The organism is Streptomyces sp. NBC_00207 (genome assembly GCF_045160965.1).
GTDB lineage: Bacteria > Actinomycetota > Actinomycetes > Streptomycetales > Streptomycetaceae > Streptomyces.
The window spans coordinates 8314141-8330618 of record NZ_CP130715.1 but is presented as its reverse complement, the minus strand read 5'-3'; the positions used below and the strand labels follow the sequence as shown (position 1 = coordinate 8330618).

Sequence of the window (16478 nt, the reverse complement as noted above, 5' to 3'; positions counted from 1 at the left end):
CATGAGCTGGGTGGCCGCGGTCGCACGGTTGCGGGCACGCCGGGAACCCGGCGTGCTCGTGACCGTCGCGACCGTGCGCGGCCACGCGCCCCGCCGGGCCGGTGCCAAACTCGTCGTGGGACGGACCGAGACGTGGGGTTCGATCGGCGGCGGCAACATCGAGGCCGTCGCCATCGACCGGGCGCGCGAACTGAACGGCGCGGCCGATCCCGAGCCGGAGCTGATGGAGTTCGCCCTCAACGACAAGGTCACCGGCCGGCACGGGGTGCAGTGCTGCGGCGGAGCCGTCACCGTACTGCTCGAACCGCTCCCGGTGGTCCAGGCGGTGGCGGTCTTCGGCGTCGGGCACGTCGGACTGGAACTGGCGCGCATCCTGGCCCGCCACGACCTCGATCTGCACCTGGTCGACACCCGCCCCGACATGCTCACGGACGAACGGCTCGGCGTGCTCGCGGATGCCGTGGCGCACGTCCACGTGCACCACACCCCGCTGCTGCCGGAGGAGGTGCTCGCGGAGCTGCCGCCCGGAGCCCACGTCCTGATCATGACCCACGATCACGCCGAGGACGCCGCGCTGTGCGACACCGCCCTGCGCACCGCCGGTCTCGGCTCGATCGGATTGATCGGCTCCGCCGCCAAATGGGCGCGGTTCCGCCAGCGCCTGGCCACCGAGGGCGGCCACGACGCCGCCGCCATCGACCGGATCAAGACCCCGATCGGAGTGGCCGGGATCACCGGCAAGGAACCCGCCACGATCGCGGTGAGCGTGGCGGCGGACCTGCTCCGGACCTTCGAAGAGGAACGTCTCCGGTCCGTGCCGAACCCGGTTGCCGCGCTGCCGTACCCCCCGCTGGCCAGCAGCGCGTGAGCCGGCACGGGCCGCGGCACCCGGCCCGCCCCCTGTGACAGACGTCTGAATCGGTACCGGATGGCGCAACGCCTCTGGCTCTCGCTCCGGACATCGACCAGCATGGGGACAGCGGGACCCGCGGACGAGATGGGCACGCATGCGCGCCACTGAGAGCAACCAGGACTATCCCTTCGCTGTCACGAACACGGCCGCGGCGCTGCTGGACGGCGCCGGGACGGTCGTCGCCTGGACCCCGGCGGCCGAAGCCCTCCTGGGGCGCCGGTCCGCGGACGTGTGCGGCCGGCCGGCACGGGACCTCCTGGCGGACGCGGGCAGCTGGGAAGCGGTGCTGGCCCAGGGCAGGCAAGGGGCGCAGGAAGGCTGGGAGGGGTGGCAGGAAGGCTGGGAGGGCCGGGCCACACTGCGGCACGGCTCAGGACGCGAGCTGGAGATCGGCTTCCGCGCCATCCCGCTGGACGACGGCGCGCGGGGGGACGCGGCCCGCTGCCTCGTCCTGGGCGCGCCCATGGAGCTGGTCGCCCGATGGCGGCAGGACCACGCCTTCACGCATGAACTGTTCCTGCAGGGCCGAGTGGGCCTGGCCGTCTTCGACGCGGACCTGCGCCTGCTGCGGACGAACTCGCACCTCTTGCCGTACACCGGGGTGCCGGTCGATCTGAGCGGCCGGCGCCTGGCCGACTTCCTGTGGGCCGAGGACGCGCGGATCATCGACGACCGGCTGCGGGAGGTCCTGCACAGCGGGGTCCCCCTGATCGGTCTCAACACGACCGTACGCACCCTGGACGACCCGAGAGGCGGCCGGATCGTGACCATCCAGGCGTTCCGGCTGCAGGAACCCGACGGACATCCGATGGGTGTGGCGACGGTGTTCACCGACGTCACCGACCACGAGCGCTCGCGCGGGCGCCTGGACCTGCTGTACCGCGCGACCGGAGCGCTGGGCGGTTCGCTGTCCGTCCTGCGCACCGTGGAGGACCTGGTCAAGGTCCTGGCGCCCGCGTTCGGCGACTGCGCCGCGGTGGATCTCGCGGAGACCGTTCTGACCGGTGGTGAACCGCCCGCTGACGGGCATCTCACGCTGCCCCTGGTCCGGATGGCCGTCGCCGGGGCGGAAGCGGACGTGCTGCGTACGGGTACGGCCCAGTTCACGGCTGTGCTCCCCGCGGCCGTCCCCCGTCCGGCCGTGACCGGGGCGGGCGTGCCCGAACCGGCTGCGCCCGGGGCGCGGGAGTGCCGGGGAGAGATGGTCACCGGCCTCGGGGCCCGGCCCTCGGGGCCCGGGAACGGCACGGTCCCGGAGTGGGCGACGTCCGTCCCGGGTGCGCATTCGGCGATGACGGCGCCGCTGTGCGCCCGGGGCATCGCGTTCGGAAGGATCACGCTCTGGCGCACGGGGGACGCTCCCCCGCTGGAGGCGGACGACCTGGCGCTTCTGGAGGAGATCGCCGCCCGTGCGGCCGTCGCCGTGGACAACGCGCGGCGGTACACCAAGGAACGCCGCACCGCTGTGGGCCTGCAGCGCAGCCTTCTGCCGCCGGCCACCGCGGAAACGCCCGCACTGGAGGCCGCCAGCGTCTACCTGCCGGCCGACTCCGACAGCGGTGTGGGCGGCGACTGGTTCGACGTCATCCCCCTGTCGTCGGCCCGGGTCGCCCTGGTGGTCGGGGACGTCGCCGGTCACGGGCTGTACGCCACGGCCATGATGGGGCGCCTGCGCAGCGCCGTACGCGCGATGGCGGACTTGGAACTGGAACCGGAGGAAGTGCTGGCGCACGTGGACGACATGGTCCTGCAGGTCGTCGCCGAGGCCGAGAGCGACGACCCGGAGGACGGTGAAGCGGGCATGCTGGCGCCCAGCGGACCGGCCGGGGCCACCTGTCTGTACGCCGTCTACGACCCGGTCACCCGGAGCTGCGTCATGGCGAGCGCCGGACACCCGCCCCCGGCCGTGGTGAGCCCGGACGGAACCGTGGAGTACGTCGACCTGAGCCCGGGCCCGCCCCTGGGGGTCGGTGGCTGGCCCTTCGAACCGGTCGAACGCGATCTGCCGCCGGGGAGCGTCCTCGCGCTCTACACCGACGGCCTGATCGAACGCGGAGAGGGGGACATCGACGAGGGCATGCGCAACCTGGCCGACCGGCTGCTGCGCGCGGACGTGCTCGGCCGGCCGCTGCGTCAGGCCCGGCACGACATCGTGGAGGGGTTGCCGCCGGGCAGGCTGCGGGACGACGTCACCCTGCTGCTGGCCCGCACCCGGGCGGTGGAGGCCGACTCCATCACGACGTGGCAGCTCGACCCCGACCCGGCGATCGTCGGCGACGCGCGCCATCTCGTCCTCGATCAGCTGACCGCCTGGGACCTCGATGAGCTCGCCTTCAGTACCGAGCTCATCGTCAGCGAGCTGGTCACCAACGCCATTCGCCACGCCGGTGGCCCGGTCCGGCTCCGGCTGATCCGGGCGGACACCCTGACGTGCGAGGTCTCGGACTCCAGCAACACGCAGCCGAGGATGCGGCGTGCGAGGAGCTCCGAGGAAGGCGGCCGCGGCCTGTACATCGTCGCCCAGCTCTCACACCGCTGGGGCAGCCGCTACACCACGGGGGGCAAGACCGTCTGGTCCGAACAGCACCTGCCCCCCATCTGACCGTCCGCAGCCGGCCGGGGCGCCGAGGCCGCACGGGTTCCCATGAAAGGGCCCTGCGCGGGGTTCGGTGCGGCTGTTGACGGTTCCCTCACGCCGGGATCCCTGATCCATGACGGATCCCTGACGCTGCCCGGGAACGGGCGTCAGGGATCCGTATGGACTCGGCCGGTCTCCGTAAGAGCCGCGTTACGGAGCGGCCTCGGGCGGGGGGACGCGGGGATAGCTTCGTTGTCGCGCCCCGGACCGCCTCCCCGCATCCGGGGCCTCACCTGCCACTCGTGGTTCCTCTGGGAGGGCCCCATGTGTTTGTTCCGGTACGACGACGACCCCGAGCCTGAGGAACGGATCCCGGCCGGACCTCTCTACGTGCCCGTCCGGCCGGGGACCACGGAGGTGGTGCTCCGTATGTTCCGCACCCCTCTGGGCGACCGCACCGCCGTCGGATTCACCCGCCCCGGCCTGCTGGCCGCGACGCTCGGCGCAGGACAGCCCTGGATCCGGCTGTCCGAGTCCGCGCTCCGCGCGCTGGCCGCCCCGCTCGGCGCGTGCCCGCTGACGATCGACCCGACCTTCACCGCCCCTTCCGTCACTCCGGTGCCGGCGCGGTCGGCCGAAGTCGCGGTCCGCGCTCTCTGAGGGGGAAGTCCCGATGACCATTGCCGTTCTCTCCGAGGTCGCCACCGGCGCGGAGGACCTGTCCATCTGGCCCGCGTCCACGGCACTGCTCCCGCACGGCGACCTGGCCGTCGGCGGGGTGTCGCTGACGGAGCTGGCCGACCGGTTCGAGACGCCGGTCTACGTTCTGGACGAAGGAGAGGTCCGCGGGCGCTGCCGGACCTACCTGGACGCCTTCCCCGACGCCGATGTGCTGTACGCCGCCAAGGCGTTCCTGTCGCGGGCCGTGGTGCGCTGGGTACGGGAGGAGGGGCTGGGCCTGGACGTGTGCTCGGCCGGGGAGCTGGAGCTCGCCGTCACCGCCGGATTCCCGCCCGGGCGGATCGTGCTGCACGGCAACGCGAAGTCGCCGCGCGACCTGGAGTCGGCGCTGCGGCTCGGCGTGGGGCGGATCGTCATCGACGGTCCCTCCGAGATCGCGCGGATCGCGGCCGCCGTCGGCCCCCAAGGGCACCAGAAGGTCATGGTGCGGGTGGTGCCGGGCGTGTCGGCCGGCGGCCACGACAAGATCCGTACCGGTACGGACGACCAGAAGTTCGGCCTGTCCCTCACCGACGGGGGTGCGCAGCACGCCATCACGCGGATCCTCGGCCAGCCGCAGCTCGAACTGACCGGCCTGCACTGCCACATCGGCTCCCAGATCACGGACGTGAAGCCCTACCTGGTGGCCCTGCGCCGCATGGTCGGGCTGATGGCCCGCATCCGCGACGCGCACGGCATCGTCCTGCCCGAGCTGGACATGGGCGGCGGCCACGGCATCGCCTACCGGCCCGGCGAGCCCGCCCTCGACCTCACGGCGCTGGCCCGGCGGTTGCGGGCCGAGCTCGCCGAGGGCTGCGCGGCCGCCCGGCTGACCGTCCCGCGGCTCATCGTCGAGCCCGGACGGGCCGTCGTCGGGCCGGCCGGGGTGGCCCTCTACCGGGTGCTCGCCGTCAAGCACACCGGCGAGAAGGTGTTCGTCGCCGTGGACGGCGGCATGAGCGACAACCCGCGGCCCGCCCTGTACGGGGTGCGCTACGCGCCCCGCCTGATCGGCCGCCGCTCCACGGCCGGACCCCGTACGGCCACGGTCGTCGGCCGGCACTGCGAGGCCGGCGACGTCCTCGCCGCTGACGTGGAACTGCCCGGCGACGTCCACCCCGGAGACCTGCTGGCCGTACCGGTGGCCGGCGCCTACCAGCTGTCCATGGCCTCCGGCTACAACCTCGTCGGCCGGCCCGCGGTCATCGCGGTCCACGAGGGCTCGGCCCGCGTGCTGGTCCGGCGCGAGACCCTGGAGGACTTCCGCAGCCGGGACATCGGCGGCTAGGGCGTCCCTGTTCGTCGAGGATCGCGCCGGACCCCCGACTTGGCGGGGGTCCGGCGGGATTCCTGTCGGCGAGGGCGACCTCGCCCTGGCCGAAGAGGAAGAACCGCTGGAAGTTGGCCATCGGGTTGCCCTCGGTCCATTCGAAGTAGATGTGCGGGCGCTGGCCGGTCTCGTCGCGTACGTGGAGCAGCAGGGCCGCGAGGGCGTTGGGGATGCTGGAGCTCTCCACGGTCAGGACGCGGTAGCGGTCGTGGAGCACCTCACCGCGGACCCTCAGCCCGGACTCGAACTCCGACGCGTCCAGGACGGTGCCCTCGACGAACATGACGTCGTCACCGGCCGGGATGTCGTTGTCGGCGCGGATCTGCCCGACCTTCTCGCGGTACTCGGTCGTGTCCCGGTTGTCGGGTTCGTTGGCGATGAAGCGGATGGTGCGCTTGGCGGTGTCGCGAATGAACCGCTGCGCCATGTCGTCCAGCTCCACGTGCGTGACGCGCAGTTCGAAGACCCTGGCGAGCCGGGAGAGGAGCGAGAGCGCCATGATGCCGGCGATGAAGCAGGCGCCGATCTTCACGCCGTCGGGGCGCTCCACGATGTTGACGGCGGTCGTGTAGATGAAGACCGCCGAGATGATGCCGAAGCCGATCGTCCAGCCGCGCTCCCCCGCCCTGCGGGCGGCGATGGTCACGGCGACCGCCGCCGAGGTGATCAGGACGAGGACGCCGGTGGCGTACGCACCGCCCTGCGCGTCGGGTGATCAGCACCTCGTGGCCGTGCAGGGTGCTGGTGAAGTGCGGGTTCTCCACCAGGTGCGCGGTGGCGTCCGCGGCCGAGAGGGTGATGGTGATGAGGAAGTCGGTCGCCGCGAACCCGAGCAGGGTCAGGACGAACAGCTTCCCCTTCCAGAAGGTGAGCAGCACGAGCACGATGGTCGCCAGCGGCGGCAGCACACCGGCTGCGAGGAACGCGATGAGCGAATCCTGACGCTTCGTTAACGCGGATGCCGTCACCGCCCCTGCACGCCGGGTTCCCGCTGACCCTCCGCACGGTCGCCGCCGGCGATGACGGCGGCGCACGAGCTGCGTCGAGCCGCCGGCAACGGCACGTCAACGTGCGTCGGCAGCGATGCGGAAGCGCAGTCGGCAGATGACCGCGTCGGTGTCCCGGCGGATGGCGTGGGCGACGACGGAGCCGCGCTGGTTCTGCAGCATCCGCTGCCACAGTCGGGCGGGTTCGGTCTCCGGAATCAGTACGGTCACCTGCGCGTCCGGGTGTGTCCGCGCCAGCTCGCGCACGAAACCGGCCACCGGGCGGCCGAGCGAGCGCGTGTCCGAGGAGAGCTCGACCAGCCGGACACCGGGCTTCCACAACTCCCAGTCCCGTAGCAGCGCCTCCGCGGTCGGCCGGTCCTCGGGCGACGGGTGGACGACGGTCACCGCGAGGACCTCGTCGCCCAGGGAGCGGGCGGCGGTCAGTGCCTGGCAGGTCAGTCGGGACAGCCCTGATACGGGTACGACGACCAGGGAGCGGGAGCGCCTCGGCGCCTGCGGGATACGGCCGAGCTCCAGGCGTTCACCGATCTCCGTGTACGCACGGTGGACCTTCTCGAAGGCGAGGACGATCAGCGGCAGGGCGAGGACGATCAGCCAGGCACCTTCGGTGAACCTGGTGGCGGTGACGACGATCGCCGAGACGCCGGTCAGGAGCGCGCCGAAGCCGTTGAGCGCGGCCTTGGTCTGCCAGGCCTCGGGGCGTTGGCCGTACCAGTGCCACACCATGCCGACCTGGCAGATGGTGAAGCCGACGAAGACGCCGATCGCGAAGAGCGGGACGAGGGTGTTGGTGTCGCCGCCGGAGAAGACGAGGAGGACGCCGGAGACCAGCGCCAGCCACACCACTCCGTGGCGGTGCACCTGGCGGTCGGCCTTGAGCGCGAAGACGTGCGGCAGGTGGTTGTCGCGGGCCAGCAGGCTCATCAGCACCGGCAGTCCGCCGTACGAGGTGTTCGCGGCCAGGGCGAGCAGCACCATCGTGGCGAACTGGACCAGGTAGAAGGCGAGGTTGTGGCCGAAGGAGGCGTCCGCGAGCTGGGCGAGAACGGTCACCCCCTCGACGGGCTGGAGGTGGAAGCGGCCGATCAGCACGGACAGCCCGATCAGCATCACGCCCAGCAGGGCGCCGAGCGCCACTTCGGTGCGCTGGGCGCGCCGGGCGGCCGGGGCGCGGAAGGACGGCACGGCGTTGGCGACCGCCTCGACGCCGGTCAGGGCGGAGCAGCCGGCCGCGAACGCCTTCAACAGGAGCAACGCGCCCACGGTGGTGGCGCCTTCGCCGAGCGCCGAGGCGTGTCCGGCGGCCGAGGCGGTACTCACCGGCCCGTCCCGGAACAGGCCGACCACGACCATGGCCAGGATCGACCCCACGAACACGGCCGTCGGGACGAGAAAGGCCTTCGCCGAGTCCACGACACCGCGCAGGTTCACGGCGGTGACGAGGACCAGGACACCGAGGCAGATCCACACCCGCTCCCCGTACAGCTCCGGGAAGGCCGAGGTCAGGGCGGCGACCCCTGCGGTGACGGAGACGGCGACGTTCAGGACGTAGTCGAGGATCAGCGAGGCCGCGGCGACCAGACTCGTACGCCGGCCGAGGTGCCTCTTGGCGACCGCGTACGAGCCGCCGCCGTCCGGGAAGGCTGCGATCACCTGCCGGTACGAGGCCACCAGCACCGCCAGGAGCGCGGCGATGGCGAGGGTGACCGGGAGGGTGAAACCCATGCCGTGCGCGCCGGCCGCCGCCAGCACCAGCACGATCGACTCGGGCCCGTACGCGACGGACGCCATCGCGTCGAGCGACAGCGCGGCGAGCCCCTGGAGGGCGGTCAGCCGGTGGCGATCCCCGCCCGAGGATGCCTTTGCGCCGGTATCAGGCGGCTCCTCCGCGCCCGGGGCCTGTCCTGCCGTGTTCGGCTTTCCCATGTGTACGGCCATCTTCGCTGGTTCCTCCGTTGGACAAAGTGAGGACAGCGTCGAAAGGGCACGGCTCGAATACCAGGGTGCTTGGCGGTTTCCATACGGCCGCCGCACCGGTCTTCACGCACTCTTGACGGCAAGACCGGGAGGCCGTCGGGGGGCGATACTCGCCGGATGGACTCCATCTACCGCAGTACGGCGGGCCGGGAGCACATCCGCCGCTGGTGCACCGACCGGCTCGACGCATGGCCGGTACCGCAAGAGCGGACGACGGTGAACGCCAACGGGGCACGGACCCACCTGGTGTCCGCCGGCTCCGGCCCGACCACGGTCGTCTTCGTACCGGGTACGAACTTCAACGCCGCCGCATCCCTGCCCTTGGCCACTGCCCTCGTCACGGCCGGCCACCGGCTCGTCCTGCCGGACGTCCCGGGTCAACCCGGTCTCAGCTCCGGGGAGCGCGGCCCCTCCGGCGGCCGCCTGTCCTGGTACGGAACCTGGCTGAGCGAGGTCCTCGACGCTGCTGCCCCGACCGGGCCCGTGGTGGTGATCGGCCACTCCTTCGGCGCCGCCATCGCCCTGTCCAGCCCGTCACCGCGCATCGACCGGCTGGTACTCGTCTCCCCCGGCGGGCTGGGCAGACTGCGCCTCACACCGGGGCTGCTCGCGGTCTCCGCCGCCTGGTTCGTACGACCGAATCCGGCGCGCAGCACCCGGCTCCTGCGGGCCATGCTGGCCCCCGGCCACCAGCCCCGCGAAGAGCTGGTGGAATGGATGACCCTGGTCGCACGCCACTCGCGATCGAGCGGTGCACCCGGCGCGGCGGACCTGCCGGCGCGCACCGTTCCCCGACTGGTCACCACGGGTGCCCACGACATCTTCCTGCCGCCGCGACGACTCGCCCCGGCGGTCCGTACCAGGCTCGGCACCGGTCTGCAGGTCATCCCGGACGCCGGCCACCTCGTGGTCGAGGAACACCCCGGCCGGCTGGCGGCCCTCGCATGAGCGGAAACCGCTCACCCTCGGGCGCACCGGCCTCGGCGGATCGGCGTCAGTCGTCGATCGCCTGGTAGAGCGTGGTCCAGAAGTCGTGGATGAGCCGCGCCGGATCCGGCGTGGTCAGCCCGACCTGGGTGAGCAGGATTCCGGTGAGCCGGTTCGCCGGGTCGGCGTACGTCGAGGTGCCGGTTCCGCCGTCCCAGCCGAACTGGCCGATGGGGGCGTAGTCGCCGCGGTAGGTGCGCACGGCCATCCCGAAGCCCCAGCCGCCCTGCTGTCCTTGGCCGAACGACACATGGACGGCGTTGCGGGCCAGAGTGGTTCGGGCGCTCTCCTGCTCGGGCGTGAGGCAGTTGGTGGTCATCAGCTCGACGGCGGGCCGGGACAGGATCCGTTCGGTCCCGTGCATCCCGTGGTTCAGCAGCATCCGGAAGTAGGCGTGGTAGTCGTCGGCGGTGGAGACCAGCCCGCCGCCGCCCGCCTGGAACGCCGGAGGCGCGCTGTACTGGCCGCCCACTGCCTCGTCCCACACCGTGAACTCACCCGTCTGCGGGTTGGGGGCGTAGCTGGGCGGCAGCCGGTCGATCTTGTCGGCGGGCACGTGGAAACCGGTGTCCTTCATCCCCAGCGGATCGAGGATGCGCTCGCGCAGGAACGTCTCGAACGGCCGGCCCGTGACCCTTGCGACGAGCACGCCGAGCACGTCGTGGCTGAGGTGGTACTGCCACTGCTCACCGGGCTGGCGCATCAGCGGCAGCGTGCCGAGGCGGCGCATCCACTCGTCCGGATCGGGCAGCGGTACCGCGCCCTGGCTGAAGACGCCCCGCTCGAACACCGCGTTCATGATCGGAGCACCCAGCGCCGTCAGGTCTATGCCGAGCCCGAACGTGGAGGTCAGCAGGTCCCGTACGGTGATCGGCCGCCGCGCGGGCACGGTGTCGTCCAGCGGGCCGTCGATCCGCTTCAGCACCTGGCGGTCGGCGAGTTCGGGCAGCCACTGCTGCACCGGGTCGTCCAGCCGCAGCCTGCACTCGTCGAGCAGGACCATCACCGGCGCCATCGCGACCGGCTTGGAGGTGGACGCCATCCGGAAGATCGTGTCCCGGCGCATCGGGGCGCCGCCCTCGTGGCGCATCGTCCCGACCGCTTCGACGTGCGTCTCGTCACCCCGGCTGATGAGCGCGACGAGTCCGGGAACCTTCCCGGACTCGACGTGCCGTGCCAGCACGTCGCGCACTCGGTGCAGCCCTGCCTTGGAGAAGCCGCCGTTGCCCGTTCCCATCATGAATCTCCTTGCGTAAGCGTTCGACCTTCAAGACCCGTCCCGACGTGGCGCTCATGGCCTCGGCGAGCTGGAGCTCGATCACGGGGACCCCCTCTGCGGCGCCACCGGCACCGACGAACGTTCGGGAATCGTTGAACGCCTGCGACGCTACATTGCGTTCACGATTTGGTCAACGTCAAAGATTGACCCAACTACCCATCCCAGCAGCCATATAAGACCGCATTGCAATGACGTCTAAGCTGAACGCAACGGACGATCAGGGGGTCGACATTGCAATGGACTTGGCGTGAACGCATACTGCGCAACGGGTGCACGGACGCCGGGCGGCAGTGGCGGCGCCATGCCCGCATCAGAGCTTCGTCAAGGGTCGGCCCACCCCCTTGAGCCCTGCCCCGCCCGGCAGTTGGATGGCTGATGCGACAGCGGTCTACGCCACGACGACCAGCCACCGCACACGGTGCGCCCGGCCTCGCGCGCCGCTCACCTGCCGGTGCGCTGACACACCGCCCGATTCCGCGGCCGCCTGCGCCGGCGCGGCCATGCCGTATGGCTCTGCGACCGGACCACCGGAACCTGAAGACCATTCATGATCGAGATCACCCCGCAGCAGCTCCGGACGCCGCGTGGCGTGACGGTTCGGCGGCTGATGCCCGAGGACGTTCGGGCACTGGCCGACCTGTACTCCGAGTACGCCTGGATTCACGCCCGTTGGGGCGGATCCTCTGCGTCGCGTGCACCTACTCCCTCGGCAGCGCCTACGACGACATCGCGGTCGTCACCGTGCCCGATCGCCGCCGCGAACTCCCCCAGCTACCGCTGGGAGGTGCCCCCATCGCGCTGGCCTGCGTCGCCGGCCTGACGGTCGGCATCCGGGCACGGGGACACACCGCGAGCTGGTGCTGCTCGCGCGACAACCGGCCCAGCAGACTCCTCACATCACCGGCCGGGCTCTGGAACGCACGGCGCGGGCGGCTCCGGCGCTTGGGAGCGAAGTTGCTGTGGGATGAGTCGGCGACCCACATGGGGTCACCGGCCGACCCGTCACTTGGTCCAGATGTCCAGCAGTTGGTTTGCCGCACGGAAATGGTCGGGTGCATCCGCGTTGCACACCACGGTGACGGCGGTGTTCCGGTCCGGGCTCACCTTGAAGGTGCTGTGGAATTGCTCCCAGTCGCCGCGGTGCACCAGGCTCTTGTCGGGGAGGAGGAGCATTCCGGCCCCGTACCGCCCTTCTTCGATGCCGCGCCGGCGCAGGACGTCTCCCACGCTCACTGCCCCCTCCGTGACTTCGGTGAGCAGCTGCGTTCCACCGATGCGGCCGGTGCGGTAGTTGTCGGCCCAGCGGACGAATTCCCCGGGAGTGGTTTGAACGGAGCCGTCTCCGTACTGCTTCCAGGGAGAGGAATTGGGAGTGAAGGAGCCGTCCTTCTCGTCGTACGACTTCGCCTTGCCGGGAACGTCCACCGCCGGGGCCAAGGTCATGCGCAGGTGCAGCGGCGTGAAGAACTCCTGCTGGAGGAACGTGGGGAACGGCTTGCCGGTGACCTTCTCGACCACATGGGCCAGGAGGATGTAGTTGGAGTTGGAGTAGGAGAAGCGCTTGCCCGGCGGGTCCTCCGGCTGTGAGGCGAGGATGGCCGCGGTCGAGTCCTGCTGGTCGGCCGGATCCGTGACCTGTATGCCCTTGGCCTCCAGCAGATCCTGGTAGTCGGGAATGCCGCTGGTGTGACGCATCAGGTCGCCCAGCGTGACGTTCCGGGTCCAGGCGGGCGGGTTGTCGAGGAAATCGGACAGGGGGTCATTCAGTGCGAGTTGATGCCGCCCGGCCAGCAGGAGAATGGCATCTGCGGTGAATTGCTTGGAATTGGATGCCATGTCGAAGACCGTCTTCGAGGTAATGGCACGACCGGTCGCCAGGTCGGCTTTCCCTCTGCCCGCCTCCCAGACAACAACACCGCGTTTGCCGACCGCGGCCGCACAGCCCGGGCCATCGGCTGAAGGCACCAGCTCCTGGAGAACCTCTGCACTGCGTTTCTCGCGGTCGTCGGCCGCCAACGCCTGCGCGTCCATGACGCCGGAAAGCGCGACCAGGAACATGGCGCCCCATGCCGTGCACAACGACGCCATCCGATCCACGCAGACCACCTTCTTCCCTCCCATCGAGAGTCCTCCGGGGGCCATGCCCTGGCCAATCGATCAAGATCCGGCGGATTCTGCGTGCCGGCCGTCGCGTTGCCCGTGGTCACCGCGGCAGGAGTGCGTCCAGCGCGGCACCGAGTCCGCCGGCGTCGCGGAAGTGGATCGCGGTGATCCCCAGCGCGCGGGCGGCAGCGACGTTCGCAGCCCTGTCATCGATGAACACGGCTTCCCCCGGGGCGACGCCCATCCTGTCGACGGCCTGTCCGAACACCTCCGGCTCGGGCTTGGCAGCCCCAAGACGACAGGAAAAGAACAAGGCGTCGAAACGGGAGGCGACCTGGGGAAGCAGGCCCGGGAGCGCCTCCAGGAGCAGGGGGTCGTTGTCGGTCAGCAGGGCGGTCCGGAGCGGACGCACAGCATCCACCAGCACGAGCACCTCCGGATCCGGCTCGAAGGCACGGCACCAGACCTCCTGGAGTGCCCGTATGTTCCCTTGGAACCCCAGCCTCTCCCGAATCGTGCGGTGGATCTCCGAGGCGGAATCAAGGCCGAGATCCCACCGCGAGATGAGCCCGGATGCGTAGAGCTCGCTCTCCACCTGCTCAGGAGGGATCCCGCAGGCCTCACCGAGCTCGGCAAGCCGCCGCTCGCGATGGAACCGGCAGACGACGCCCCCGAGATCAAAGAAGATCACCTTTGGCTGCATGCGCCGACGATAGCCGCCCTGCCGTCCCGGTCGAGCAGGTGCGGGGCTCGGCGGCAGGCGGGCGGCACCCAGGGCTTACGCTCCCGGGCATGAGCAAGTTCTTCGCCACTGTGTGCCTGCCGCCGACCGCACCCCGGAAGGTTCCGCGGGCGACAGCCGCCGCCATGGCGCCGTACGACACCAGCTCCACCCGGGAAGGGAATCCGGTCGGCCGCTGGGACTCGTGGGCCATCCATTCCAGCGCGGGCAGCGCCTACCTCGTGCTGCCTCCGCACGACGGCGACCGCAGGCTCGTGACGGCGTCGACCGTGCCGCGCAGGAAGGCCAGGCTCGATGTCCTCGGGCCGCTGGAATGCCATGGCGGGCCTCGGGGTCTGCTCGACTTCGACGGTATGCGGAAACGAGCGGCGCGCTCGCACGACGCCCTGCTCGCGGCGTGGACCGAGCTGACCGTGGTGCACCCGCCGGCGCAACCGCTCGCCGACTTCCTCGCCCGCCACGAGGCTGATCCTGAAAGGTACTCCGCGGCAGACGCCAGGAAGGACCATCTGGCCCAGCCGCTGGTGCAGGAGGTGGCCCAGCGCGCCGTCGCGGGAGACCCGCACTTCGGCATGTCGTTCCTGGTCAACGACCCGGTCGCCTACTTCGCGCAGGACCACGCGGAAGCCCGGCTGCGGTCGGTCCAGTGCGCCGTGCCCGGCTTCGCCCTGGTCACCCTTGATGGCTCGTGGATGGATGCGTCCACGGACGGCCACTGGGAAAGGGCCAACCGCTATCTCGACGACCTCGACGCCGAGGCCGTCGTCCTCGACGTGCTCTGCCACGCCTGAGTCGTCGGCTGTGAGCCCGCGCTCGAACGTGCGAAGCCCACGGCTGGATGTTGCAATGGCTGTGGCGGGCTGCCCGTCGCCGCATGTCGTGGCGTACGTCCCAGGACCACGGGCCGTGGGCAGGGCCCGGCTTCGGTGGACCCGGACCCGTACACCTCTGGGAGATGAACGAACATGCCTGGACTTCTTCGCGGCGTCGCCCGGACAGCCGTGGTGGCCGGAACCGCCACCGCCGTGTCGAACCGCGTCTCGCGACGGCAGGCGGGCCGATGGGCGCAGCAGAGCGAACCGCAACAGGCGTATCAGCAGCAGCCCCCGGCGGCACCACCCGCCCCGGCCCCCGCCCCTGCCGCCGCCCCGGCCCCCGGCGACGAAATGAGCAGCAAGATCGAGCAGCTCAAGCAGCTGGGCGAGTTGAAGGCCCAAGGTCTGCTGACCGAGCAGGAGTTCGCTGCCGAGAAGGCCAAGCTCCTCGCTTGATACGGACGTCCGGAACCGAGACGGGACACACCCCATGACGGAGTCGGATCCACGCCCCACAGGGCCTTCCGCAGCGACACGGCCCGAAGTGACACAGCCCGAAGAGGCGGACCGGCTGGGTGAACTGCTGCGCAGTCCCGGCTATTTCAAGGTGCTCGTGTTCTGCGCCCTCATCGGTGTTCCGGTGTCGCTGATCGCGTTCTGGTTCCTGGTCGCGCTCCACGAGCTGGAGCACCTGATGTGGGACGACCTGCCGGAGGCTCTGGGGTGGGACGTCCCGCCGTGGTGGTGGCCGCTGCCGCTGCTGCTCGTGGCCGGCACGACCGTCGGGCTCGTGGTCACCCGCCTGCCAGGCGGGGGCGGCCACATCCCCGCCTCGGGACTCCACACCGGCGGTGTCTCGCCCGGAGCCCTGCCCGGCGTGGTCCTCGCCGCCCTGCTCAGCCTTCCCCTCGGCGCCACGCTCGGACCCGAGGCCCCCTTGATCGCTCTCGGCGGCGGTCTGGCGCTGCTCTTCAGGGATCTGGCGCGGGCGCCGGCGACCCCCCAGAGCACGGCGCTCCTGGGCGCGGCGGGAGCAGCCGCGGCGGTCGCGGTGATCTTCGGGAGCCCACTGGTCGCCGCGGTGATACTCATCGAGGTGGCCGGGGTGGGCGGGCCGCAGCTGTTCGCCGTCATGTTGCCCGCGCTGCTGTCGAGCGGGGTGGGTGCACTCGTGTTCACCGGCTTCGGCCGCTGGACCGGTTTCGACGCGCCCAGCCTCTCCGTGAAGGTGGGCGTGCCCGTTCCGCAGCTCGACGCCGGGGACGTCATCTGGGCGGTGCTGATGGCCGTGGCCATCGGCGCCCTCGTGCATACGATCATGCGAGGGGGGCGGCTGACCGCACGGTTCGTCGCGAAGCGCCCCGTCTTCCACACCACCCTGTGCGCGCTGGCGGCCGGCATCTGCGCCGCCGTGTACGCGCTCACCACCGGCCGGTCGCCCGCGAACGTGGCGTCCTCCGGCCAGGGGACTCTGGGCCAGCTGGCCGGCGATCCGCACGGCTGGGGCGTCGGGGCCCTGATCGCGGTACTGCTGTTCACCAGCGTCGCCTACTCCCTCTGCCTGGGCAGCCTGCGGGGCGGCCCCGTGTTCCCGTCGCTGTTCCTGGGTGCTGCGGCGGGTGTGCTGCTCGCGCCCCTGCCGGGCCTGGGGGTCGTACCGGCCATGGCCGCGGGTATGGCAGCCGCGACCGCCAGTGCCTTGCGGCTGCCGGTCAGCAGCATCGTCCTCGTCGTCCTGGTGCTCGACAGCGTCGCCATGACCCCGGTGGTGGTCCTGGCGGCCGTCGTGGCCTTCGTGACGACCCAGTTGCTGCCCCGCGGTTCCGCACGTCCCCCGGCAGGCGGACCTGCGCAGCCGTCGCCCGCCGGGCCCCCGGCCCCCGGCACGTCGGGCACGTCCGGCGGCGGCTCCGCCTGAGCTCTGCCACGCCCTGCCTCCGCCGTGCTTCCGTCGCACGGTCGGTCGCCGAAGTGCACCGCGGCCCGCGTGCGCCGAGAGTGGAAGTACCCCTCCGGCGGCCGGA

Annotated in this window: 12 protein-coding genes and 1 pseudogene; 8 read left to right on the top strand and 5 right to left on the bottom strand. The window is 71.2% G+C overall.

What is annotated here, in order from left to right; genetic code table 11:
• Position 1: 1 nt before the first annotated feature.
• From xdhC to lysA, 4 genes are all read left to right on the top strand, one after another.
• On the top strand, positions 2–868 hold the full coding sequence (gene xdhC, locus OG472_RS38560; protein WP_405942726.1) for a xanthine dehydrogenase accessory protein XdhC: 867 nt from the start codon (positions 2–4) through the stop codon (positions 866–868).
• A 139-nt stretch (positions 869–1007) separates the two neighbouring features.
• Positions 1008–3515 (top strand): SpoIIE family protein phosphatase, encoded by a 2508-nt coding sequence (locus OG472_RS38555; RefSeq protein WP_405942725.1) that lies wholly within the window; start codon positions 1008–1010, stop codon positions 3513–3515.
• Positions 3516–3815: 300 nt separating this feature from the next.
• Positions 3816–4151 carry an SAV_915 family protein gene (locus tag OG472_RS38550; protein WP_401606222.1) on the top strand — a complete coding sequence of 112 codons (336 nt, stop codon included), beginning with the start codon at positions 3816–3818 and terminating at the stop codon, positions 4149–4151.
• A gap of 13 nt (positions 4152–4164) precedes the next feature.
• Positions 4165–5499, top strand: a complete 1335-nt coding sequence (gene lysA, locus OG472_RS38545; RefSeq protein ID WP_405833725.1) for a diaminopimelate decarboxylase — start codon at positions 4165–4167, stop codon at positions 5497–5499.
• A 61-nt stretch (positions 5500–5560) separates the two neighbouring features.
• Here lysA and OG472_RS38540 read toward each other — a convergent pair.
• Together OG472_RS38540 and OG472_RS38535 are read right to left on the bottom strand one after the other, a co-directional pair.
• A pseudogene (locus OG472_RS38540) lies at positions 5561–6509 on the bottom strand (hypothetical protein); the annotation flags it as partial.
• Positions 6510–6605: 96 nt separating this feature from the next.
• A complete protein-coding gene (locus OG472_RS38535; protein WP_405942724.1) occupies positions 6606–8489 on the bottom strand; it encodes an APC family permease in 1884 nt (627 codons plus the stop codon).
• A 156-nt stretch (positions 8490–8645) separates the two neighbouring features.
• Between OG472_RS38535 and OG472_RS38530 the strand changes: the two genes are divergently transcribed.
• Positions 8646–9476 (top strand): alpha/beta fold hydrolase, encoded by an 831-nt coding sequence (locus OG472_RS38530; protein WP_405942723.1) that lies wholly within the window; start codon positions 8646–8648, stop codon positions 9474–9476.
• Between the two features lie 46 nt (positions 9477–9522).
• Here the strand turns inward: OG472_RS38530 and OG472_RS38525 are convergent, their stop codons facing one another.
• From OG472_RS38525 to OG472_RS38515, 3 genes are all read right to left on the bottom strand, one after another.
• Positions 9523–10752, bottom strand: a complete 1230-nt coding sequence (locus OG472_RS38525) for a serine hydrolase domain-containing protein (protein ID WP_401606477.1) — start codon at positions 10750–10752, stop codon at positions 9523–9525.
• 1044 nt (positions 10753–11796) lie between these two features.
• Positions 11797–12915, bottom strand: coding sequence for a serine hydrolase domain-containing protein (locus tag OG472_RS38520; RefSeq protein ID WP_405942722.1), 1119 nt, complete (start codon positions 12913–12915; stop codon positions 11797–11799).
• Between the two features lie 82 nt (positions 12916–12997).
• Entirely contained in the window at positions 12998–13600 is a 603-nt protein-coding gene (locus tag OG472_RS38515; protein WP_405833718.1) for an HAD family hydrolase, read from the bottom strand.
• A gap of 89 nt (positions 13601–13689) precedes the next feature.
• On the opposite strand from OG472_RS38515, the gene OG472_RS38510 reads away from it, so the two are divergent.
• From OG472_RS38510 to OG472_RS38500, 3 genes are all read left to right on the top strand, one after another.
• Entirely contained in the window at positions 13690–14430 is a 741-nt protein-coding gene (locus OG472_RS38510; protein ID WP_405833716.1) for a hypothetical protein, read from the top strand.
• A gap of 174 nt (positions 14431–14604) precedes the next feature.
• Positions 14605–14910, top strand: coding sequence for an SHOCT domain-containing protein (locus OG472_RS38505; protein WP_401606207.1), 306 nt, complete (start codon positions 14605–14607; stop codon positions 14908–14910).
• A 34-nt stretch (positions 14911–14944) separates the two neighbouring features.
• The gene (locus OG472_RS38500; RefSeq protein WP_405833713.1) at positions 14945–16372 is read left to right on the top strand and encodes a chloride channel protein; all 1428 of its coding nucleotides are present in this window, start codon (positions 14945–14947) and stop codon (positions 16370–16372) included.
• The last annotated feature ends 106 nt before the right edge of the window (positions 16373–16478 follow it).